Origin of the sequence: Mesorhizobium sp. M0563 (assembly GCF_040321065.1) — a bacterium.
In the GTDB taxonomy this organism is placed as follows: Bacteria; Pseudomonadota; Alphaproteobacteria; order Rhizobiales; family Rhizobiaceae; genus Mesorhizobium.
Map to the genome: position 1 here is coordinate 263,954 of NZ_JAMYQV010000001.1, position 22,338 is coordinate 286,291.

At 62.9% G+C, this 22,338-nt stretch carries 18 protein-coding genes; 7 read left to right on the forward strand and 11 right to left on the reverse strand.

What is annotated here, in order from left to right:
- Positions 1-80 precede the first annotated feature (80 nt).
- Entirely contained in the window at positions 81-923 is an 843-nt protein-coding gene (locus tag NKI50_RS01270) for a helix-turn-helix domain-containing protein (RefSeq protein WP_023719945.1), read from the reverse strand.
- 228 nt (positions 924-1,151) lie between these two features.
- Between NKI50_RS01270 and NKI50_RS01275 the strand changes: the two genes are divergently transcribed.
- Together NKI50_RS01275 and NKI50_RS01280 are read left to right on the forward strand one after the other, a co-directional pair.
- Entirely contained in the window at positions 1,152-2,162 is a 1,011-nt protein-coding gene (locus NKI50_RS01275) for a fatty acid desaturase (protein ID WP_352715117.1), read from the forward strand.
- A gap of 83 nt (positions 2,163-2,245) precedes the next feature.
- Positions 2,246-3,046: a phosphate/phosphite/phosphonate ABC transporter substrate-binding protein gene (locus NKI50_RS01280; protein WP_023719947.1), complete on the forward strand. Its 801-nt coding sequence runs from the start codon at positions 2,246-2,248 to the stop codon at positions 3,044-3,046.
- A 109-nt stretch (positions 3,047-3,155) separates the two neighbouring features.
- Here NKI50_RS01280 and NKI50_RS01285 read toward each other — a convergent pair whose 3' ends face one another.
- From NKI50_RS01285 to NKI50_RS01305, 5 genes are all read right to left on the reverse strand, one after another.
- Complete coding sequence (locus NKI50_RS01285) at positions 3,156-4,469, reverse strand: M24 family metallopeptidase (RefSeq protein ID WP_352640497.1); 1,314 nt, start codon at positions 4,467-4,469, stop codon at positions 3,156-3,158.
- 25 nt (positions 4,470-4,494) lie between these two features.
- On the reverse strand, positions 4,495-6,066 hold the full coding sequence (locus NKI50_RS01290) for a glycosyltransferase family 39 protein (protein WP_352495951.1): 1,572 nt from the start codon (positions 6,064-6,066) through the stop codon (positions 4,495-4,497).
- Positions 6,067-6,152: 86 nt separating this feature from the next.
- Positions 6,153-8,738 (reverse strand): GcvT family protein, encoded by a 2,586-nt coding sequence (locus NKI50_RS01295; protein ID WP_352715120.1) that lies wholly within the window; start codon positions 8,736-8,738, stop codon positions 6,153-6,155.
- Positions 8,735-9,196 (reverse strand): endonuclease domain-containing protein, encoded by a 462-nt coding sequence (locus NKI50_RS01300; protein WP_051409687.1) that lies wholly within the window; start codon positions 9,194-9,196, stop codon positions 8,735-8,737. The genes NKI50_RS01295 and NKI50_RS01300 overlap by 4 nt, the downstream gene beginning before the upstream one ends.
- Before the next feature lie 154 nt (positions 9,197-9,350).
- Positions 9,351-10,928, reverse strand: coding sequence for a trimethylamine methyltransferase family protein (locus tag NKI50_RS01305; RefSeq protein ID WP_352590172.1), 1,578 nt, complete (start codon positions 10,926-10,928; stop codon positions 9,351-9,353).
- 210 nt (positions 10,929-11,138) lie between these two features.
- Between NKI50_RS01305 and NKI50_RS01310 the strand changes: the two genes are divergently transcribed.
- The 3 genes from NKI50_RS01310 (at position 11,139) to NKI50_RS01320 (ending at position 16,083) form a co-directional block, all read left to right on the forward strand.
- Entirely contained in the window at positions 11,139-12,299 is a 1,161-nt protein-coding gene (locus tag NKI50_RS01310; RefSeq protein WP_352590175.1) for an MFS transporter, read from the forward strand.
- Positions 12,300-12,393: 94 nt separating this feature from the next.
- Entirely contained in the window at positions 12,394-14,463 is a 2,070-nt protein-coding gene (locus NKI50_RS01315; protein WP_352484534.1) for a prolyl oligopeptidase family serine peptidase, read from the forward strand.
- A gap of 240 nt (positions 14,464-14,703) precedes the next feature.
- Positions 14,704-16,083 (forward strand): aspartate aminotransferase family protein, encoded by a 1,380-nt coding sequence (locus tag NKI50_RS01320; protein ID WP_352715124.1) that lies wholly within the window; start codon positions 14,704-14,706, stop codon positions 16,081-16,083.
- Between the two features lie 111 nt (positions 16,084-16,194).
- On the opposite strand, the gene NKI50_RS01325 is transcribed toward NKI50_RS01320, so the two are convergent.
- The 4 genes from NKI50_RS01325 to NKI50_RS01340 form a co-directional block, all read right to left on the reverse strand.
- The gene (locus NKI50_RS01325) at positions 16,195-16,581 is read right to left on the reverse strand and encodes a VOC family protein (protein WP_352640474.1); all 387 of its coding nucleotides are present in this window, start codon (positions 16,579-16,581) and stop codon (positions 16,195-16,197) included.
- 513 nt (positions 16,582-17,094) lie between these two features.
- A complete protein-coding gene (mmsB, locus tag NKI50_RS01330; RefSeq protein WP_352484536.1) occupies positions 17,095-17,979 on the reverse strand; it encodes a 3-hydroxyisobutyrate dehydrogenase in 885 nt (294 codons plus the stop codon).
- Positions 17,980-18,048: 69 nt separating this feature from the next.
- Entirely contained in the window at positions 18,049-18,417 is a 369-nt protein-coding gene (locus NKI50_RS01335; RefSeq protein ID WP_352640472.1) for a four helix bundle protein, read from the reverse strand.
- Between the two features lie 51 nt (positions 18,418-18,468).
- The gene (locus NKI50_RS01340) at positions 18,469-19,635 is read right to left on the reverse strand and encodes an isobutyryl-CoA dehydrogenase (RefSeq protein WP_352715127.1); all 1,167 of its coding nucleotides are present in this window, start codon (positions 19,633-19,635) and stop codon (positions 18,469-18,471) included.
- 137 nt (positions 19,636-19,772) lie between these two features.
- Here NKI50_RS01340 and NKI50_RS01345 point away from each other — a divergent pair, with 137 nt between their 5' ends.
- A complete protein-coding gene (locus NKI50_RS01345) occupies positions 19,773-20,387 on the forward strand; it encodes a dimethylsulfonioproprionate lyase family protein (RefSeq protein WP_352640470.1) in 615 nt (204 codons plus the stop codon).
- 1 nt (position 20,388) lies between these two features.
- On the forward strand, positions 20,389-21,858 hold the full coding sequence (locus NKI50_RS01350) for a cobyric acid synthase (RefSeq protein WP_352547275.1): 1,470 nt from the start codon (positions 20,389-20,391) through the stop codon (positions 21,856-21,858).
- On the opposite strand, the gene NKI50_RS01355 is transcribed toward NKI50_RS01350, so the two are convergent.
- Entirely contained in the window at positions 21,855-22,277 is a 423-nt protein-coding gene (locus NKI50_RS01355; protein ID WP_352640468.1) for a VOC family protein, read from the reverse strand. The genes NKI50_RS01350 and NKI50_RS01355 overlap by 4 nt on opposite strands.
- Between the last annotated feature and the right edge of the window lie 61 nt (positions 22,278-22,338).

Here is a 22,338-nt window from a genome sequence, read left to right on the forward strand (position 1 = left end):
CGCCTTCCCGGAAGAATAACTGAGATAAGGATATAAAGAATTCTTTATGTGCCGTCAATGTCGACACGGAGAGCAACCGGTCAAAATCGCATCTCCGCCAGCTTTCGTGTGAAGCTGGCCGCTTCATGCGCGTTGACGTCCGCGGCACGGATCAGATTGTCGAAATGGCTGGTCAGGATGCGGATCGGCTGCGTGGCGTTCAGCACCAGATACATGTCGCCGACGTAAATGGCTGCGCGATAGGGCCCGAAGATGGTGTACGGGATCGAATAGCGCATCCGCCCGTCATAGAGAAACAGGCGGAAGGTGGGATAGAGGTCGTCGAGTAGCGTCGCCATGTGCAGGAGCTGCTGGTGGCGGTCGGCCTCCGGAAAGCGGTCCCACACGCCCAGCCCGCGCGCGAAGATCTCCAGCGTGTGGCGCGGCATACAGACTTCCATGTCGGTTTCGGGCCGTCGGTTGTAGTCGATGCGGTACTGCGTTTCGCCGGCCTGTGCCTCGCGGCTCTTGTTGGCGATGACGGCTTCATAGTCGACAAGCGCCTCGGTGCGCAGAAGATCGGGAATGCCGGCCGGGACGTAGCGGATTTTCGTTCCCGCCGCCTCGGCATGCCAGCGAGCCAGCAGCGTGCGGTCGAAGCCGTCCGGCGCCTCCTCGATCTCAAGGCTCTCGCGGATTTCACCGGTGACGCCCTCGTCCTGGCTGAGGCCGAGCAGCCAGTCGAGCGAGACTTTGAATTCGGCGGCGATGTTGAGCAGCGTTTCGGCGCGGGGAAGGCGGGTCGAGGCGCCGGAGAGCAGCTGCGACAGCGCCGAACGGTCGATGCCAACCGCGGCGGCGAAGGCCGACTGGTTCAGATCGGACCTTGTCAAGAGCATTTTCAGGCGCTCGCGAAAGATCGTCGACAGGTCGCGCTTGTCCAAATCGCCACCCCACCCGATAGGAGGAAAAATTTGCGCTGAAGCCGCGAACGCGGAGCTTCAGGCGTAAATGAATCCGGTGCGTTGTTTACAATGCATAACATATGCAGCTGAAAATGCGCAATCGCAACAGTTTGTGCGCTTTATCGCGTTGCAGCAATGCAACGCTCCTGACACAATGCTGTCAGGAATCAAACGGGTTCCGGCGACTGGAAGGCAGTGGTCGATAGCATGACGAGCATGGGCAACAGGCGACATGGCGCGGCGACCATCGAATGGCCGACGGTGTTTCTCGCACTTTTCTGCTACGGCGGCTGGCTCGCTACCGGCTTTCTGCTCTGGCCATCCTACCCGCTGTTGGCGCTCGCCCTTCTGGCCCTGATTGCGGCGCTGCAATCCTCGCTGATGCACGAGGCCCTGCACGGCCACCCAACCCGGAACGCGCGGCTCAACGAAGCCGTTGTGTTCCTGCCGATTGGCCTTGTCTGGCCGTTTCGCCGGTTCAAGACCATTCATCTGCGCCACCATGCAGACGAGCGCCTGACCGATCCGCTCGACGATCCCGAAAGCTATTACAAGGCGCTCTGGCAGCACGAAGAGCTGCCGTCGGCTATGAAGTTCCTGCTGAAGGTCAACAACACGATGCTCGGGCGTTTGGTGCTCGGTCCGTGGCTCTCCTGCATCGGCTTCTTCATCGACGACGCCAGGCAGGTTGCCGCGGGCGACAATTCCATCTGCAAGGCATGGCTGCTGCATGCGATCGGCCTCGCCGTAGTGTTGCCTGTCGTGCAGTTCGGCTTCGGCATGCCGTTGTGGCTCTACATACTGGTGCCGGTGTGGCTTGGGCAGTCGCTGATTTCGATCCGCACCTACGCCGAGCATCAATGGTCTGAACATCGGGAAGGCCGCACGATCATCGTCGAGCGCTCGCCGCTGTCCTTCCTGTTCCTCAACAACAATCTGCATTTCGTCCATCACAAGAGCCCGACGGTGGCCTGGTACAGGCTGCCGAAGCTGTTTCGCGACCGCCGCGACGAGTGGCTGCGGATGAACAATGGCTACGCCTATCCGAACTATTTCGCGCTGCTCAAGGCCTATGCCTTCAAGGCGAAGGAACCGATCGTCCATCCCGTGCTGCGGCGCATGCCGGAACCAGGACGCGCGTTCAAGCCGCGCGTCAGGGCACGCAGCCTCAATGGGCTTGGCAGCGCACCGGTACCCGCCGAGCCGCCGAAGGAATGATCCTCGCGGCATTGCAGGCGCTGCCGCGCGGGCAACGCTTTCCTGACCTTGTCAATTTCCCTGCATAACGGTCAAATCCCGGCATGAGCGAATTCATTGCGGCTTTGCCGATGTACGACTGGCCGGAAGCGCGGGACGAGGTCGACGCAGAATGGGCGCGGCTGCGCGATGCTTTCAGACAAAAAGGCATCGATGCGCCGGAGACGATTATCCGCCGCAATGGCGATTTGCCCCCGGTGCCTGGCGGTATTCGCGACGATAAGGGAAAACTCATCGCGCCCGATCCGGCGACATTGCCGCTGGACGAACTGGATTTTCACCGGCTCTGGCTGCACCCGGCGCTGCTCTTTGCGCAAACCTGCTGGGGACCGATGGAACTCGGCCTGTCGCAGCGTGTCCACCTCGTCGGCCAGCCGCGCTACGACGCCTTTGAGGGCGGACAGGGCGAACTCTATTCGAGCGCCATCGTCATGAGGGCGGGCGAGGCACCGCCGGCAAGGTCGCCGGCCGACGGCGGCGCCGTCATTCCGCTCGATCAGCTTCGCGGCAAACGTTTCACCTTCAACAGCCTCGATTCCATGTCGGGCATCATCGCGCCGACACGCGACCTGCAAGCACTGGGCGAGAGTTTGGATATCTTTTCCGCGCTGAGCGAAAGCTGGGGGCACCGCGCTTCGATTGTTGCTGTTGCCGAGGGCAGGGCCGACGTCGCGGCGATCGACTGCGAGAGCTGGGCGCTGGCGCAGCGTTTCGAGCCTGCAGCGCAGAAGATGACGGTCGTCGGCTGGACAAGGCGGCGCAAAGGATTGCCGTTCATCACGGCCAGCAGGACGCCGGAAACGATCGTCGCCATGATGCGCGAGGCGATCGAGGCGCTCACATAAAGCGCGTCGCGTCCGGTCGGCCTCATGCGACGCGCTTTAAATTCTTGTTTTACGCATGTCGTTATCGCAAAACCGCTGCACACTTTTGCGCGACATGCATTAGGTTCGCTCAGCCCCCAAGCAGCCGATTGTCGAGCGGATAGGTCGAAAGCTTCTCGTTGCCGGTGTCGGTGATCAGGATCTGTTCCTCGATCTTGACGCCTTCGTAGGCGCCAAGCCTGCCGATGTAGCTCTCGACGCACAGCACCATGCCTGACACAAGCACGCCGTCCGGCGTGTCGTCGGTCCAGTCGCCGGCATGCGGCAATGTCGGGTATTCGTCGGCCAGGCCGACGCCGTGATAGAGCACCCCGTAGCGCGCCGGGAAGCAGTCTCCCGGCGGCACCGACGAGCCCTCGACGAGATCGCGGAAGGATATGCCCGGCCGCATCAGTTCGGTGTTGTGGGCGATCTGGTCGGCAGCGATCTGAAACAGGTCACGCTGTTCCTGCGACGGCGGCGCGTCACCGCAAAGCCAGGTGCGCGACAGGTCGGCGCAGAAGCCGTAAGGACCGATCAGGTCGGTGTCGAAGGCAACGAGATCGCCGGCCTCGATCGTCCGCGACGAACACTCCTGGAACCACGGATTGGTGCGCGGACCCGACGACAGGAGCCGGGTTTCGATCCATTCGCCGCCGCGCGCGATGTTGCCGCGATGGAGTTCGGCCCACAATTCGTTCTCGGAAATACCAGGTCTCAGCGCCTGCTCCATCTCGCCCATCGCCGCCTCGCAAGCGACGATCGCCCGGCGCATGGCAAGGATCTCGTCGGGCGATTTGATCAGCCGCGCATTTTCCATCACCGCCTCGCCATTGCCGGTCGAAATGCCGAGACGGGCGAGTTCCTCGATGCCCTCGGGATTGATGTGATCGACCGCGATACGGCGATTGCCGCCGCCATGTTCCAGTACCAGCTCGGCGATGCCGGCTGCCCAGCGGCGGACTTTTTGCCCGGTCAACTCGCCGCTGTAGAGATACGCCCACGACACCGCCGGCCGCACCTCGTCGACGACGCCGGAATGGTCGGAAAGGTGCTCACAGGAAAAATAGTCGAACAGTACCACCGGCCCATCGGTGGCGACGAAACAATGCCTGGTCGGATTGTGCGCGACCCAGAGCTGCATGTTGGTCGCATCGGTCGCGTAGCGGATGTTGACCGGATCGTAGAGCAGGGCTCCCGCATAGTCGCGGCGCTTCAGCTCGGCGCGGATGCGCTCGAGCCGGTATCGGCGCATGGCGCGCAAGTCAGGAGCGTCAATACCCGCCGCCTGCCACTCGGCTTCCGCCAGCGCACCATAGCCCAGCAGATGCTGGTTGAGTTCAGCGGCCTTCAGGCGCGATTTTTTGCGCAGCGCATCGATCGAGTCCTCCGGCTCGAACGGCATGATCTTGCGATGATGACGGGGCCGGTCAGTCGGATTCCTGTCCACCCTCGACTCCTTCGCCAGCGCCTTCCTTGGGCGCCATGGCTCCTTCCATTCTCTTCAGTCGGACGAATGCGCCGGGCCGGGCGGACTTGTCGGTGCCACGCAACAGCGGAACCATGATTTGCCGCGGTTGGCCGTCCGGCTCATAGCCGGCCGCTTTGAGCTGGTCCAAAATGACCGGCCGCGGATCGTCGTGATCAAGCCAGACGAGTACGGCCGGCCCCCGCATCAGCGTTTCGAAATTAGGCACTTCCTGGTCAAGTGCGACCAGTTTTTCGTCGACCAGCCGCAGGTTGCCGACCCATGCACCGTCGGATATTGCAGTTTTCACCGGTCCGTCCGCGGTCAGTTGGCGATAGAGGGCCGGGTAATCCAAGCGGATCATGCGGGAGAGGCCACTGGTCCCGTTTATCTGGACGTACCAAGTGGCGGGCGCGAGCAACACGGCGATGATCGCTCCAGCCGCGATCACCAGGAGCTGCGCATTCCTGCCGCGCGGCGCCAGCCGTTCCATAGTGGCGACGATGGCCAGCGGCAACATGAACAGGACCGGCAGCAGCCAGCGGTCCTTGACAACCGTCACGCCGGTGGCCAGCACAAGTATTGCCAGCATAGCCAAGCCGAGCGCCAAGCTACGCCACAACAGAATTTCCCTGGCCGGACGTTTCGGGTGCCGCTCGGAGAAACGGAACTTCGCCACCCCGAAGGCCAGCGCGGAAACGAGCACCGGCAAGACCGCGAAATTGAAGGTCCCCATGACAAACTTGCCGGCGCCGACAAAGGCCGCCGCGATGCGCCCTTGTTGCGGGTCTATTCCGAACTTCTCGCCTCTCGACAATAAATCGGCGGGATGCATGAGGCTCCAATAGGTGGTTGGTGCCAGCACCAATATCGCGACCGCTATGCTGATTGCGAACTTTGGATCAAGGATGGCGCTGCGCAATTCGCGCAGCGACAGCGCTGCCGCAACAAGGGCCACCACGAGGAAGACATCGTTATACTTGGCAAGAATTGCCGCCGCCGTGGCCAGGCCAAACGCCGCATAGGCAATCATGCTACGCCGCTCGAGAAGATAGGCCATGGTGAGCAGGAGCAGCGAGCAGAAGCCGACGACGGCGACGGAATGCGACAAAGCGCGCTGCGATTCCCAGACGACCTGCGGGATCGTAAACAGGCCGAACATGGCCGCCGCCGCTGTCGCCTTGGTGTAGCCGAACCGCCGCATGGCGGCGAACACGCTGCAGGCGGCGAGGAACAGCACTGAGTATTTGACGAGCTTCAGCGTGAAGATACTGGTGCCGAAAACATGCGCGGCCAGCCAATTGATCCAGGTGTAGAGAGGTGGTTGCGAGCCGCCATATCCAGCCCAGAGATACGGTACATAGATCAGCTGCTCCGCATCGTCGATGCCGACGCCGGTTCCCGCCCAAGAGCTCAACAGGGACAGTATGATGGTCTGCAAGGCAAAATAAGCCGCGACCATGACGATCGCCGCCGGGAAGGGGCCGATCCGTCCCTCGGCCAGCCACTCGGCCCATTTCATGTCGTACTTCAAGGAAGTCTCATCGCCCCTGCCGGCACAGTTGCCGGCTGGGCTAGCATGAAGAGCGTGCTCCGCACAATGCGACCGGCTGGCTGCACCTACGTTCGCATCTTTTCGCCACTCGGATCGAAGGGCGGCTCGACGTTGATGCGCGCCGACCGCCGGTGTCCAAGGATCTCGATCTCGAACAGCCCGGCGCTCTCGTTTTCGGCAAGCACTGCCGGTACGTAGCCTTGCGCCATCGACTTCTCGACATAATGCGCATAGCCGCCGGAGGTGACCCAGCCGACCACGCGCCAGTTGCCGTCGACAATACCGCGCACGGCAGACGCGCCTTCAGCGGCGTTCGAGCCGCGCACTTCCTTGCCGCCCGCGTCGAAGCGCGGCGCGCCATAGCCATGCGGCTTTTCTACCGTGCCGAAATCCTTGTCGCCGACCTTGGCCCAGATCGGCTCGTCGCCCATGACGTCGGCATCCGCAGCATCGACGATAAAGGAAACGCGGCGCAGCTTCGGCCCTGCCGCCTGTTCCTTGGCCGCTGCCTCGCGGCCGATGAAATCGTTCTTCTCCAGCTTGATAAAGCGGTCCATCGAACCTTCGAACGGTCCGTAGATCGGACGTAGCTCGCGGAACCAGGTCGGAAAGTTCTTTTCAAGCCGCATCGAGAGCAGGGCGCGCATGCCGAAATCAACAAGTCCGAACTCTTCGCCGGCCTCGTTGATCGCCTTGTAGACCAGACGCTGATAGGCCGGCGCCATCCAGATCTCATAGCCGAGATCGCCGGTGTAGGTGATGCGGTTGACCATGCAGGGCGCGCCGCCGACCGCCATCTCGCGGAAATCCATGAAGCGGAAGGCCTTGGTCGAGATGTCGACGTCGACCAGTTTCTGCAGCAGGTCGCGCGATTTCGGCCCGGCGATGGAGAGGCCAACCAGCGTCTGGTCGAAGCGGTGGATGCGCACCTCCGACGCCCTTGGACCGTCCTTCGGCAGATGCTTCTCGAACCAGCGCATGTGATATTTTTGCGCGGCCGAAGAACCCCAGATCATGAAGCGTTCTTCGCCCGCCTTGGCGATGGTGAAGTCGCCGATCAGTCTGCCGAACTCGTTCAGCATCGGCGTCAGCACGATGCGGCCGGTCTTCGGCATGCGGTTGGTCATCAGCCGGTTGAGGAAATCCTCGGCCCCAGGTCCGGAGACTTCGTATTTGGCGAAGTTGGCGATCTCGGTGACGCCGACCCTCTCGCGGGTGGCGCACACTTCCTCGCCGATCGCGCCGAAATCATTCGAGCGGTGGAAGGACACGATGCCCTTCGGCTCCGAGCCTTTCGGCGCGAACCAGAGCGGGGTTTCGAGACCCCAGCTGTCGCCCATGACGGCGTTGTTGGCGAGCATGGTGTCGTAAAGCGGGGTCGTCTGCGCCGGTCTTGCCGCCGGCAATTCCTCGTTGGGAAAGCGGATGGAGAAACGGCGCGAATAATTTTCGCGCACCTTTGCGTTGGTATAGCGCAGCGTTGCCCATTCGCCGAAGCGCGCAACGTCCATGCCCCAGACGTCGAAGCCGGGGTCGCCATGGACCATCCAGTTCGACAGCGCCAAGCCGACGCCGCCGCCTTGGCTGAAGCCGGCCATGACGGCGCAGGCGCACCAGAAATTGGTCAGGCCCTGCACAGGGCCAACGAGCGGGTTGCCGTCGAGCGCGAAGGTGAAGGGGCCGTTGATGATCTGCTTGATGCCGGCTTTCTCGATGCCGGGAAAATGCTTGAAGCCGATCTCGAGCGACGGCGCGATGCGGTCGATGTCGGGCTGCAGCAGCTCGTGGCCGAAATCCCATGGCGTGTTGACCGGCGACCACGGCTTGCAGGCTTTTTCATAGGTGCCGAGCAGGATGCCGTTGCGTTCCTGGCGGGTGTAGATCTCGCCCTTGAAATCCAGCACGCCGATCATCTCGCGCCCAGTCGACTTGTTGAATTCCTCGACTTCCGGCATCGGCTCGGTCAGGAGATACATGTGCTCCATCGCCAGCACCGGCAGCTCGACGCCGACCATGCGACCGATCTCGCGCGCCCACAGGCCGCCGCAGTTGACGACATGCTCGGCTTTGATCGTGCCTTGCTCGGTGACGACGTTCCAGGTGCCGTCGACCTCCTGCGTCAGTTCGACGACGCGGTTGCGCAGCACGATCTCGGCGCCGAGCTTCCGGGCGGCTTTGGCATAGGCGTGGGTGGTGCCGGAAGGGTCGAGGTGGCCCTCGACTGGGTCCCACATAGCGCCGACGAAATTCGTCTCGTCCATCAGCGGGAACATCGCCTTGGCTTCGGACGGCGTGATCAGTTCGGTGTCCATGCCGAGATAGCGGCCCTTGGCATGGGCGAGGCGAAGGAAGTCCATGCGCTCGGGCGTGTCGGCCATCATGACGCCGCCGGTCAGGTGCAGCGAGCAGGATTGGCCGGAAATCTCCTCGATCTCCTTGTAAAGCTGCACCGTATAGGCCTGCAGCTTGGCGACATTGGGATCGCCGTTCAGCGTATGAAAGCCGCCCGCCGCATGCCAGGACGAGCCGGAGGTGAGCTCCGAACGCTCGATCAGCATGATGTCGGTCCAGCCGGCCTTGGCCAGATGATAGAGCACCGAGCAGCCAACGACGCCGCCGCCGATAACAACCGCTTTTGCATGAGATTTCATGAAGATAGTTCCGTTTTTGAAGAGATTGAATCGAGTGAGCGGGGCGCGAAAACAAAGCGGAGATCGAATACAGCGATGTTTTCGGCCAGCCTGCCATCAAGCGCGGCAAGAATGGTTTCACAGACGGAAGTACGATGTTTCAGGACGTCATGGCTCCAAAGACGCAGGATCGAGTAGTCTTGGGCGCGCATGAAATCATCGCGGCGGCGGTCATATGAACTGCCGGCGTGCTGTTGTCCGTCGACTTCAACAACAAGCCATTTTTCGCGGCAGACAAAGTCTGCAAAAAAGGCGCCGATGGAGAACTGACGCGTAAAGCGATAGCCGCCAAGCTTGCGCGCCTTTAGTTCAGGCCAAAGCAGTGCTTCGGCCTGATTGCCTGCTTGCCGCAGGCTACGCGCTCGCTGGGTTGTGCCTGTTTTGCGGCGGCTGCGCGTTTCATGAACGGCTTCCCCCACTCCGTCGCCGCTTCGCGGCGCCACCTCTCCCCCCTCCGGGGGGAAAGGAAGGGCGCCAACTGGAATCGTTTCGCGCCCTTCCTCTACCCCGTCGATCGGGGGAGAGGTGTCGAGCGAAGCCCGACGGAGTGGGGGTCGACTACTCATCAGATGATCAGAAATCGGTCGGGGCGCCGCCTTCGGCCCGGCGCTTGTCGACGAAAGCATTGAGCTCCTCGCGGATCGCCGGGTCCATATAAGGCTCTTCATAGGAGGCCAGCCGCTCCTTCCAGACGCGATTGGCTTTTTCGAGCGCGGTCGGTGACCCAGCCTCCGCCCAACTCTCGAAATTGCGCCAGTCCGAAATGATCGGCGCATAGAAGGCGGTCTTGTAGCGGTCCTGCGTGTGCTGGGTGCCGAAGAAATGGCCGCCGGGGCCGACCGACTGGATGGCGTCGAAACCGAGCGCCTCGTCGGAAAGATCGAGCGGCGTCAGGAACTCGGCGACCATCTGCAACAGGTCTATGTCGAGGATGGTCTTCTCATAGGAGCAGCGCAGGCCGCCTTCGAGCCAGCCGGCGGCATGCATCATCAGATTACCGCCGCCCTGGATGGCACCCCACAGCGAGAACACGCTTTCATAGGCGGCTTGCGCGTCGACGGTGTTGGCGGCGCAGGTGTTGGAGGTGCGGTAGGGGATGTTGTAGCGGCGGGCGAGCTGGCCGCCGACCAGCTGCGCCTTCATATATTCCGGCGTGCCGAAGGCCGGCGCGCCGGACTTCATGTCGACATTCGAGGTGAAGCCGCCGTAGCCGACAGGCGCGCCCTTGCGCACCATCTGTGCGAAGGCGATGCCGGACAGCGCCTCGGCATTCTGTTGCACCAGCGCGCCGGCAATCGTCACCGGTGCCATGGCGCCGGACAGGGTGAACGGCGTCACGACGACCACCTGACCCTTGCTCGACATCTGGATGATGCCTTCCATCATCGGCACGTCGAGCTTGAGCGGCGAATTGGTGTTGATGATGGTGAATACCGACGGCTCTGCGAGCAGTTGCTCGTGGCTAATGCCACGTGCGATCCTGGTGATCTCGATGCCGTCGACGTTGCGCTCCTTGCCGAGCGAATAGATGTGGAACATTTTGTCGGTCAGCGTGGCGAGGTCACGGATGCATTCGAGGTGTCGCACGGACGGATGGATGTCGATCGGCTCGACCGGATAACCGCCCGTGCAATTCAATATGTTGTGCATCTGCGCAAGCTTGAGAAAGTTGCGGTAGTCCTGCTGGTTGCCCGGCCGGCGGCCGCGGTCGACGTCGGAGCAATTGGGTGCCGACGCCATCATCGAGATGATCAGATTATCGCCACCGAAGCGCACATTATGCGCCGGGTTGCGGGCGTGGATGGTGAATTCCGGCGGGCAGTGCGCAACCAGTTCCAGGATCATGTCGCTGTCGAAGCGCACCCGCTCGCTGCCTTCGCGGACATCGGCGCCATGCGCCTTCATGATGCGCCGGGCTTCGTCATGCAGCACGTCGACGCCGATTTCCCGCAGCACCCGCAGAGAGGCGAGGTGGATGGATTCCAGCTCGTCGTCGGAAACCAGCCGGGTCGGCGTCAGCGGGTTCTTCAACTGGCGAAACGGCGGCTGCTCGAACACCGCCGATCCGCCGGCACGCTTCCCCGCGCGGCCGCCGCGACGGGCGCGGTCGTTTGCCAGTGCCGGTTCGGCGGGCTGAAGGGCGGCGGTCATGATAGTCCTCGTACGCTGCGGCAATGCGGCGGCATAATGGACTGCCGGCCGTCCGGCCATTGCGGAGGCGGCGACCACTAGGACGAGGGAAGCGACATGCCCTGGGGGCAGCCGGCGGGATCGTCAGCCTCTTGATCGCGTTCCGGCTGGCGCAAGCGGTTTTCGGTGCCGGTGCTTACTGCGACGGAACCGAAACGCTAATCCTGCATCATGGACCGGGCGGAACAGAACAGCGGCGAGGCAGTGCAATGGGCGGCGATCACCGGCGTGATCGCGACTGTCTCGGTGTTCGCCATTGCGCAAGGGCTGAGCTACCCGCTGTTGAGCTTCATCCTGCAGCGCCAGGGCGTCTCGCCGGCCATGATCGGCCTGTCGGCGGCAATGACGCCGATCGGCTTCATCGTCTCCTCGCCGTTGGTTCCAGCGCTGGCGCGCCGTTTCGGGGCCGGGCGCACCGCGCTTACTTGCGCGGCACTTTCCGCGCTGGTGCTGGCGCTGATCGGCTGGACGCAAAATGTCTATCTGTGGTTTCCGCTGCGCTTTTTGATCGGTGGGGTCACCAACCCGCTCTACGTGCTGAGCGAAGTCTGGGTGATTGCACTGGCGCCGCCAGCACGCCGCGGCCGCGTCATGGGCATCTATTCGACGATCATTTCGGCGGGCTTTGCGGCGGGGCCGCTGTGCCTGCTTGCGGTCGGCACCGTGGGATGGCCGCCGTTTCTGGTCGGCATCGGCGCATTCCTGTTTTGCGGCGCCTGCCTTGCCTCGGTGCTGGCACGGCTGCCGAGGGTCGACGAGAGCGGGCACCGGGTTTCGGTGCTGGGATTCGTGCCGCAGGCGTGGCTGCTGTTGTCGGCGGTCGTGGTGGCCGCCGGTTTCGAACAGGCAGTGCTCGCCTTGCTGCCGGTCTACGGAACGCATTACGGCATCGCCGAAGCGCGCATGTCGGCGCTGCTGTCGGTGATGATCGCCGGCAACATCGCTATGCAGGTGCCGCTCGGCCTGTTGGCGGAACGACTGACGGCGCGGCTGGTGCGGTTCATCTGTGTGGCGGTGACGGTGCTCGGATGCGTGCTGTTGCCGGTTCTCATCGAGACGCCGCTCATATGGCCATGCGTCTTCATCTGGGGTGCGGTTTCCTACGGCATCTACACGATGTCGATCATCGAGCTCGGCGAGCGGTTCACCGGCTCGGCGCTGGTCGCCGGCAACGCCGCCTTTTCGCTGATGTGGGGCGTCGGCGGCATCGCCGTGCCGCCGCTGGCGGGCGGCGCCATGGATGTTGTTGGCGCAGGCGGCCTGCCGCTCACGCTTGGCGCCATTTGCCTGGCGCTGGGGCTTGTAACGGTCATTCGAAGGCGGATGGTGTGAATGCCTGAAGTCGCCGTTCTGACGCAATGACTTGAATATTAGCGGCCCCGTGTCGATCTTGGCGATGCCGACGCCCGACTCAACCGGAGACCTCATGACCAAATTGAACAGCCAGGCCCAACCGGATCCGGCGGCCGAAGATCCCTTCCTCTGGCTGGAGGGCAGGACTGACCAGCGAGCGCTCGACTGGGTTCATCGCCAGAATGAAATCACTGTCGCCGAATTGCAGGGTGACCCGTCCTACCAGGCAACGTTCCAGACCGCGCTCGACCTGATGACGGCCGAGGATAACATCGCCGTCGGGGCCGCTATCAACGGCCATGTCTATAATTTCTGGCAGGACCGCACGAACGTACTCGGCCTCTGGCGGCGCACCACCGTCGCGTCCTACAAGACCGACAAGCCGGATTGGCAGACGATCATTGACTTCGACAGTCTGGCGGCGGAAGAGGGGGTGAAATGGGTGTTCAGCGGCGCCAGCCGGCTTTACCCCGATTTCAGCCGCTGCCTGCTCAGCCTGTCGCCGGATGGCGGCGATGCCAGCGAGATGCGCGAATTCGATATCGAAAGCAGGTCCTTCGTCGAGGGTGGCTTTCGTGCTCCCGCCTCGAAATCGAACTTCAGCTGGCTGGACGAGGACACGGTCATCGTTTCCGCCGCCTTCGAGGAGGACGACAAGACCCAGTCCGGCTATCCGCGCGTGGTCAAGCTCTGGCGGCGCGGCACGCCACTGGAAGCGGCGATGCCGATCTTCGAGGCGCTGAAGCAGGATCTCGCCGCCGGCGGATCCGTCGAATTCGACGGTGACAGGCGCCACGTCTTCCTGGCCCGGACGCTCGACTTCTTCGCCTCGCACAGTTTCCTGCGGCTGCCTTCTGGCGAGAACCGGCGCATCCCGTTGCCGGACGACGTCACCGATACGGCGCTGTTCAAGGGCCAGCTTGTCTTCGGCGTGCGTACCCCGTGGACGGCGCCGGACGGCACGCTGTGCAAGCCCGACGGGCTCTATTCACTCGATTTCGAGCGCTGGATCGAAACCGGTCTGTTCGGATCCATCGATATCGTGCTCGAGCCGGCGCACCGTGTCTCGATCGCCGGCATCGCCCGCACGCAGGCCCGGCTGTTCATCAATTTGATGGACAATGTGCGCGGCAAGGTCATCGCCGGCGAGCGCAGCGACAGCGGCTGGGAGTTCAAGCCCGTTGCATTGCCCGAAAACGGCAATGTCGGCATCAGCCATGCCGAGCATTTCGGCTCCAGCGTCTCCTTCTCCTTCACCGATTTCCTGACGCCGAGCTCGATCATCTGGTCGGACGATAATGCCGCGGCGCTGGCAACGGTGAAGTCGCAGCCGGCGCGCTTCGATGCGTCGTCCCTGGTCTCCGAACAGTTCGAGGCGCGCTCGAAGGACGGCACGATGATCCCGTACTTCGTCGTCAGGCGGCGCGACCAGGACGGGCCGGTGCCGACATTGCTTTACGGCTATGGCGGCTTCGAAGTGCCGCTGCTGCCCGGCTATGCCGGCGTGCGCGGCAGGCTGTGGCTGGAGAAGGGCAATGCCTATGTGCAGGCCAACATCCGCGGCGGCGGCGAGTTCGGCCCGAACTGGCACCAGGCGGCGCTCAAGGCCAATCGCCAGAATGCATTCGACGATTTCGCAGCGGTGGCGCAAGATCTGGTCAAACGCGGCATCGCCACACCGGCCACGCTGGGCATCCAGGGCGGTTCGAACGGGGGCTTGCTGACTGGCGTCTCGCTGACGCAACGCCCGGAATTGTTCGGCGCGGTGATCATCGACGTGCCGCTGCTCGACATGCTGCGTTACACCGAGCTGCCGCCCGGCGCGTCATGGATGGCCGAGTATGGCGATCCGGCGAAGCCGGAAGAGGCAGCTTGGCTCGCCTCCTATTCGCCCTACCAGCATGTAGACACGGATGCAGCCTATCCGCCGGTACTGCTGACGACCTCGACTGCCGACGACCGCGTCCATCCCGGCCATGCCCGCAAGATGGCGGCGCGGCTGCAGGCGGCGGGCCATGGCAAGACGCTGTTCTTCGAAGAGACCGAGGGCGGGCATGGCGGGCGCGGCGATCGGCGGCCGCAGGCCGCACAGGCGGCGATGAAGTACGTCTTCCTGCAGCGGGCCCTGACTGGCACCAATTGACCGACATCGCTTGACCGGTACGGCTTGAACTGAGGGCTGGAGGCAGCCTAAGGTACATGCATGGCTCGGCTGGCGAAATCGGGGTGCGCATTTGGGGTGGCGGTGACGCCGTCGCCGCGCACGCTTCGCGCCGAGCTGTTGCGGCTGTGCGCCCGTATCGGCTATTCGCCGCCCGCTGTCCTCTAACGAATCCGCCCCGGCGCGAAAGCTGCCGGATTGGTTCAAGAGGAAAGACCAGACATGACCTACCAGAATTATTCGCTGAAGCAGCTTCAGCAGATCGATGCCGCGCATCACCTTCATCCGTTCACCGACCACAAGGAGATGCGCGAGAGCGGCTCGCGCATCATCACTCACGCCAACGGTCCGTTCATCTACGATGCCGAAGGGACGGAAATCCTCGACGGCATGGCCGGGCTATGGTGCGTCAATGTCGGCTACGGCCGCGACGAGCTTGCCGACGCCGCCTACGCCCAGATGAAGGAATTGCCCTACTACAACTCCTTCTTCAAATGCTCGACGCCGACGCCGGTTCTGCTGTCGAAAAAGCTGGCGGAGATCGCGCCAAGGCACATCAACCAGGTGTTCTACGGCTCATCCGGTTCGGAGGCCAACGACACGGCGCTGCGCCTCGTCCGCCACTATTGGGTGCTGGAAGGCAGCCCCGAGAAGAACCGCATCATCTCGCGCAAGATGGGCTACCACGGCTCGACCATAGCCGGTGCCTCGCTCGGCGGCATGGATTTGATGCACAACCAGCTCGGCGGCGCCGTGCCCAACATCGTCCATGTGATGATGCCCTATGCCTATGAGCTGGCACTGCCCGGCGAAAGCGACCATGATTTCGGCCTGCGCGCGGCAAAAGCGGTCGAGGACGCGATCCTCGAAGCTGGCGCCGACAAGGTCGCCGCCTTCATCGGCGAGCCGGTGATGGGGGCAGGCGGGGTGAAGATCCCGCCGATGAGCTATTGGCCGGAAGTGCAGCGCATTTGCCGCAAATATGATGTACTGCTGATGCTGGACGAGGTTATCACCGGCTATGGCCGCACCGGCGAATGGTTCGCCGCACAAGCCTTCGACGTCGAGCCCGACACCATCACCACGGCCAAGGCGCTGACCTCCGGCTATCAGCCGCTGTCGGCGCTGCTTGTCGGCGACCGCATCGCGGCGACGCTGGTCGAAAAGGGCGGCGAATTCTATCACGGCTACACCTATGCCGGGCATCCGGTGGCCTGCGCGGTGGCGCTGAAGAACCTCGAGATCATCGAGCGCGAGGGCCTGATCGAGCGCGTCAGGAACGACACCGGGCCTTACTTCGCCAAGGCGCTGCAGGAACGTTTCGGTGGGCATGATCTGGTTGGCGAGGTGCGCTCGTTCGGGCTGATGGGGGCGATCGAGATCGTCAAGGACAAGGTGACCAAGGAGCGCTTCCTGCCGGCCGGCAGCGCGGCGGTGATGGTTCGCGACCACGCCCTTGCCCAAGGCATGATGCTGCGCGCCACCGGCGACACGATGATCCTGTCGCCGCCGCTGATCTGGACGCGCGAGACGATCGACATGGCCTGCGACCGCATCGCCAGGGCGCTCGACCTGGCCGAAGCAGATTTGCGCAAGCGGTAAGATGGAACGATCGCCGGGCGTCCGGTAATCGGGCGCCCGGAGTTTGAATGCCGCTTTATGGCGAAGAGTTCGCCAGGCGAGGCTGTTGGCAGTATCGACGACCACGCGTGATCACTGGCCCGCCTTGACACCGATGACGTGCCCCTTCGCGTCAGTGACCAACATCCCTTTCGATTGGTCCAAGATCACAACAATGTTGCCGAAAGGATCGCGGACACGGGCGCACCGCCCGACCGAGATCTCGAATGGCGGTTGCACAGCCTCACCGCCGGCGGCCAAGAATTCCTCAAACGCGTCGTCCACGTTATCGACCAGGATGTCGGTCTCGGGACCGATATGAAGATGGACAACCAGCTCCGCATCGGTTTCAGGCAGCGCAAAGCCGGCGGCTTCATCGTCCCGCCAAACGAGCGCATGACCGAGACGATCCCCATAGAACGATACGGCTGCATCGAGGTCGCTCACGCGCAATAGATGATTATCGAGCTTGCGGAACAATGGTCTTTTTCGAGGCTCGTGCGCCATTGCGGGACCTCAATATGTGAAGAGATTCGTGCGGCCGTATAGCCTCTAATGAAATAGTCTTCGCGACTATGTCTGCAACTGGGTTGCCTTCAAGCTTTCGAGCCCGCTCGGTGGAAATGGTAGCGAGCCGAAATTCATGTGGGGGTCGTGAGCGGAAATTCAAACTGAGACAGCACCGAAGGGCCGCATCAGCGACGCGGCAATCGGAATATAGCTCCGACGACATGGCGAAAACGCAAAAACCGCGCTCCATCGGAACGCGGCTTTGCCAGATACGCATGGTGCTTCGCCAACAATACACTTGCGAAACTTACGGCGAAACTTACGGGCTCCGGTACGCGAGACCTGATCCGGAGCGCCGGGCGGATGTCCGCCTCGCAATCCGTTTTAAACGCACATCGTTACTGCAGGGTTAGCAAGAGCTTAAGCAAACCTAAATTTGCCGACTTTCCGCTTTGGGCAGATCGAAAACTATGAAATTTGACCTTACGCAGGGTCACCGCGCAGGAAATTGATGATGCCGGAAAAATCCGCGCCGGCATTGCCTTGTGCGTTGAACAGCGCATAAAGCTGGGCTGCCTCGGCGCCGAGCGGCGTTGCCGCACCGACGCTCTGTGCGGCCTCCTGCGACAGTTTCAGGTCCTTCAGCATCAGTGCCGCTGCAAACCCGGGCTTATAGCCATTGTTGGCGGGCGATGTCGGCACAGGGCCGGGCACCGGGCAGTAAGTGGTCAGCGACCAGCACTGGCCGGACGAGGTCGAGGCGACGTCGAACAGCGCCTGGTGCGACAGGCCGAGCTTTTCCGCCAGCACGAAGGCCTCGGCAACGCCGATCATCGAAATGCCCAAAATCATGTTGTTGCAGATCTTCGCCGCCTGCCCGGCGCCGTCGTCGCCGCAATGAACGATGCGGCCGGCCATTGGCTTGAGGATCGGTTCGGCCTTGGCGAAGGCGTCCTTCGAACCGCCGGCCATGAAGGTCAGCGTGCCGGCCGCCGCACCGCCCGTCCCGCCGGAGACCGGCGCGTCGATCGTCAGCAATCCGTGCTTGGCCGCGGTGGCATGGGCCTTTCGCGCCGACTCGACGTCGATGGTCGAGGAATCGATGAACAACGCGCCTTTTTTCGCCTTGGCCGCGATGTCTGCGTAAACCGACAGCACATGCTTGCCGGCCGGCAGCATGGTGATGACCGCATCGGCATCCTTTACCGCCGCAACGGCATTGGCCATGATGACGACGCCGTGCTCCCTGGCGATGACGAGGTTTTCCGGCACCAGGTCGAAGCCGTGCACGGCATACCCGGCCTTGACCAGGTTGGCGGCCATCGGATTTCCCATATTGCCGAGGCCGATGAAGGCGATGGTGGTCATAATGGCACTCCGCGGTTTGGGTAAGGCAGGCAGTAGGCAGTAGGCAGTAGGCAGTAGGCAGTAGGCGACCTATTCGGGCGCAAGTTTGCTAATAAGTTGGCGAAGCATTTTTCCGATGCCCTCGGTCGCTAACAGTACGTGATAAGCTTGGTCATGCGTGGCAAGGCCAATGCGTTCAGCGATCTGAAGGTGTGTCTCGAACTCCTTCAACGATCCTTGGGCTATCCTGAGAAATTGCTGATAGGAGCCTCTGTTGTCTCGACCATAACCTTCCGCGATGTTTGCAGGAATAGAGGTTGCTGAGCGGCGAATTTGGCTGGTCAACCCATACAATTCTTCTTTTGGCCATGCCTTGGTCAAGGAGTAGGTGATGACGGCCAGATCCATCGCCTGCTGCCATACGATAAGATCCTTGTACGAATTGATCTTGCCGGTCATCTTCCTGCCTACTGCCTACTGCCTACTGCCTACTGCCTACTGCCTACTGCCTTACCGTTCGATCAGCGCGCGAGCGATGATGACGCGCATGATCTCGTTGGTGCCTTCGAGGATCTGGTGGACGCGCAGGTCCCGTACCAGCTTCTCGATGCCGTAATCGTGCAGATAGCCATAGCCGCCATGCAGCTGCAGGGCGTCATTGGCGACGTTGAAGCCGGTGTCGGTGACGAAGCGCTTGGCCATCGCCGACCATTTTCCGGCATCCGGCGCCTTGCGGTCGAGCTTCGAGGCGGCGGTGTAGAGGAAGATGCGTGCTGCCTGCAATTCGGTCTCCATGTCGGCGAGCTTGAACTGCAGCGCCTGGAACTGGTTGATCTTCGAGCCGAAGGCCTTGCGCTCGGCGGTGTAGGCGAGAGCCTTGTCGAGTGCCGATTGCGCGCCGCCGAGCGAACAGGCGGCGATGTTCAAGCGGCCGCCGTCGAGCCCGGCCATGGCGATGCCGAAGCCGGCGCCTTCTGCCGACAAAAGGTTTTCCGCCGGCACCTTGCAGTCCTCGAAGACGACCTGGCGGGTCGACTGCATGTGCCAGCCCATCTTGTGTTCGTTGGCGCCGAAGGAAAGGCCGGGCGCATCGTTCGACACGACGAAGGTGGAAATGCCTTTCGGCCCGTCGGCGCCGGTGCGCGCCATGACGACATAGAGGTCGCTGTCGCCGGCACCGGAGATGAACTGCTTGGCGCCGTTCAGCACATAGTCACTGCCGCTTTTGACCGCGCGCGTCTTCAGCGCCGCCGCATCCGAGCCCGAGCCCGGCTCGGTCAGGCAGTAGCTTGCCAGCCATTCCATCGAGGTCAGTTTGGGCAGGAAGCGCCGGCGCTGCTCGTCGCTGCCGAAGCGGTCGATCATCGATGCTGCCATGTTGTGGATCGAGATGAAGGCGGAAAACGCCGGATCGGCACGCGAAAGCGCCTCGAAGATCAGCACGGCGTCGAGCCGGCCGAGCCCCGAGCCGCCGACATCGTCGCGGACATAGATGCCGCCAAGGCCGAGCGGGCCGGTCTCGCGGATCACGTCGGCGGGGAAATATTTGTTGCGATCCCAGTCGAGTGCGTTCGGCGCCACACGATCGGCGGCGAAGGCCTCGGCCATCTCTTGGATGGCGCGCTGGTCCTCGTTGAGTTCGAACTGGCTGGTGCCCGCATCGACAGCGGCGTCCATGGCGTGCTCCCTGATGTTTCCGGCCTGCTGGCCTGTCGTTTTTGGCTTTGCGCGCCGTCCAATCTAGACCAATGATGCCGCCGCGCAACCCGACCGTCTGCGCAGCCGCTGTGTGCGAATGCGCTTTGGAGCAAAGTGTGACGACAAATTTCGACGAACTGCTTGGACGCTTCCATGCCTATCTCCAGACGTTCGATGATGCGCTGGTGCGCGACGCCGTGGCCCGAATCGGCTGGGACATGCCAAGCCGGCCGCTCGAACCGCATGCACTGCCTTGTCTCGTCCTGCTCGACCGTATCGTCGAACTCGCTCCCGCTGCGGCCAAGCCGCTGGTTCGGCTGGTTGCGGAGCGTCGCGGCGATCTGCACTGGGGCCAGACCTACAGCGAGGCGGATTTCGGCAAGACATTCATCGACAACTACGGCTGGCTGGAGGTATTCAGCACGCGCGGTCATTTCGTCAATGAAGAGGTCGCGGCCGGCCTGCTGATCCTTGGGCCCGACATCGTCTACCCCGATCACCACCATGTCGCGGAGGAGATCTACGTCCCGCTTACCGGCGGCACCGAATGGCGCATGGGCGATGGCGGTTTTCGCCTTCGAGCGGCGGGCGAGGTGATCCACCATGCCTCTGACGTCAGCCACGCCATGCGCACCGGCAAGGAGCCACTGATGGCGCTCTATCTCTGGCGCGGCGGGCCACTGGCAGCCAAGTCGACGATCACCGGAACCGTTGCGCAGGGCAGGGACTGATATGGCCAAGGCGATCATGCTGCAGGGCACGGGTTCGGATGTCGGCAAGACGGTGCTCGTCGCCGGTCTTTGCCGCGCGGCGAAGAAGCGCGGCTTGAAAGTGCGGCCGTTCAAGCCGCAGAACATGTCGAACAACGCGGCTGTCGCCGATATTCCAGGCGTTTCAGGTGGCGGTGAGATCGGCCGCGCCCAATGGCTGCAGGCGATCGCCTGCGGCGTGCCGCCCACCATCCACATGAACCCGGTGCTGCTCAAGCCGCAGACCGATGTCGGCGCTCAAGTCGTCGTGCAGGGCAAGGTGTTCGGCGAGGCGCGGGCGCGCGACTACCAGGCGCTGAAGGGCCGGCTTATGGATGCGGTGCTGGACTCTTGGGCAAAGGTCGGCGAGGGCGCCGATCTGGTCATTGTCGAGGGCGCCGGCTCGCCGGCCGAGATCAATCTCAGGAGCCGTGACATTGCCAATATGGGCTTTGCGACGCGCGCCGGCGTGCCGGTGATCCTGGTCGGCGATATCGATCGCGGCGGCGTCATCGCCTCGATCGCCGGCACCCATCTGATCCTGCCGGACGAGGATCGGCGAATGATCGTCGGCTATCTCATCAATAAGTTCCGTGGCGATGTCTCGCTGTTCGATGACGGCATCGAGGCGATCGAAAAGTTCACCGGCTGGCGCTGTTTTGGCGTCGTGCCGTGGCTGAAGGCGGCGGCGCGGCTGCCGTCGGAGGATTCCGTCGTGCTCGATCGGTTGGCGTCCGGCGAGAAGCGCGCGCTGAAGATCGCCGTGCCGATGCTCTCGCGCATCGCCAATTTCGACGACCTCGACCCGCTCAAGGCCGAACCGCAGGTCGAGGTGGTGTTCGTGCCGCCTGGCCAGCGCTGGCCGCAGGATGCGGGTCTGGTGGTCATTCCCGGCTCGAAGTCGACGATCGGCGATCTCGTGAAATTCCGCGAGAACGGCTGGGACCGCGACCTTGCCGCGCACAGGAAACGCGGTGGCCACATCGTCGGCATTTGCGGCGGCTTCCAGATGCTCGGCCATAGCGTGCGCGATCCAGACGGCATCGAGGGCAGCGTTACCGAGACGCAAGGCCTCGGCCTGCTCAACGTCGAAACGGTGATGGAGCCGGAAAAGACAGTGCGCAATGTCAGCGCGCGCTCGGTGCCGTTCGATCTGCCGCTCGAGGGCTATGAAATCCATCTCGGCCGCACCACCGGTCCGGACACGCTGCGGCCATCCGCCGTTATCAACGGCGTCGATGACGGCGCCATCTCCGCCGACGGCAAGGTGTCAGGCACCTACATGCACGGGCTGTTTTCCGCCGACGCCTTCCGGGCGAAATTCCTCGAAAGCCTCGGCGTCAAGGGCGGCGGCATCGACTACCGCGCCGAGGTCGAACGGGCACTGGACGAGATCGCAGCCGAACTGGAAACCCACCTCGACTGCGACGCGATTTTCGGGCTGGCGCGTTAGCTGGCGGCTTCGTCAGCCTTCGGCCAGTAGGTGCCGAACGACCAGACATTGCCTTCCGGATCGCGGCAGATGAATTCGCGGCTGCCATAGTCGCGGTCGGTGAGCTCTTCCAGAATCTCGGCGCCGGCGGTTTTTGCCCGAGCGTATGCCGCGTCGGCGTCAGCGACCGCGACATAGATCGACTTGCCGCCGCCCGAGCCGGGCGCGCCGACCATCTTTCCATAGGCATCGTCGCGGGCCGTGCCGAGCATGATGATCGAGGAGCCGAATGCGAGTTCGGCATGGTGCACCACGTCGCCTTCGCCATAGCGGGCGCGGACGCTGAAGCCGAAGGCCTCGCATAGCCAGTCGATCATTTTGCCGGCATTTCTGTAGCGCAGCGCCGGGTAAAGCCGCGGTGCTTCGGTGGTGTTCGGCATGGCTGATCTCCTTCGCTGTGTTGGTCGATCAACCCAGTCTGGGCGAAGGCCGGTCGCGCGT

What these genes read in the sequence shown, in the direction of transcription:
- NKI50_RS01275 (WP_352715117.1), top strand. Translation starts at nt 1,152, where the DNA reads ATGACGAGCATGGGCAACAGGCGACATGGCGCGGCGACCATCGAATGG.
- NKI50_RS01280 (WP_023719947.1), top strand. Translation starts at nt 2,246, where the DNA reads ATGAGCGAATTCATTGCGGCTTTGCCGATGTACGACTGGCCGGAAGCG.
- NKI50_RS01285 (WP_352640497.1), bottom strand. Translation starts at nt 4,469, where the DNA reads ATGCCGTTCGAGCCGGAGGACTCGATCGATGCGCTGCGCAAAAAATCG.
- NKI50_RS01295 (WP_352715120.1), bottom strand. Translation starts at nt 8,738, where the DNA reads ATGAAATCTCATGCAAAAGCGGTTGTTATCGGCGGCGGCGTCGTTGGC.
- NKI50_RS01305 (WP_352590172.1), bottom strand. Translation starts at nt 10,928, where the DNA reads ATGACCGCCGCCCTTCAGCCCGCCGAACCGGCACTGGCAAACGACCGC.
- NKI50_RS01310 (WP_352590175.1), top strand. Translation starts at nt 11,139, where the DNA reads ATGGACCGGGCGGAACAGAACAGCGGCGAGGCAGTGCAATGGGCGGCG.
- NKI50_RS01315 (WP_352484534.1), top strand. Translation starts at nt 12,394, where the DNA reads ATGACCAAATTGAACAGCCAGGCCCAACCGGATCCGGCGGCCGAAGAT.
- NKI50_RS01320 (WP_352715124.1), top strand. Translation starts at nt 14,704, where the DNA reads ATGACCTACCAGAATTATTCGCTGAAGCAGCTTCAGCAGATCGATGCC.
- mmsB (WP_352484536.1), bottom strand. Translation starts at nt 17,979, where the DNA reads ATGACCACCATCGCCTTCATCGGCCTCGGCAATATGGGAAATCCGATG.
- NKI50_RS01335 (WP_352640472.1), bottom strand. Translation starts at nt 18,417, where the DNA reads ATGACCGGCAAGATCAATTCGTACAAGGATCTTATCGTATGGCAGCAG.
- NKI50_RS01340 (WP_352715127.1), bottom strand. Translation starts at nt 19,635, where the DNA reads ATGGACGCCGCTGTCGATGCGGGCACCAGCCAGTTCGAACTCAACGAG.
- NKI50_RS01350 (WP_352547275.1), top strand. Translation starts at nt 20,389, where the DNA reads ATGGCCAAGGCGATCATGCTGCAGGGCACGGGTTCGGATGTCGGCAAG.
- NKI50_RS01355 (WP_352640468.1), bottom strand. Translation starts at nt 22,277, where the DNA reads ATGCCGAACACCACCGAAGCACCGCGGCTTTACCCGGCGCTGCGCTAC.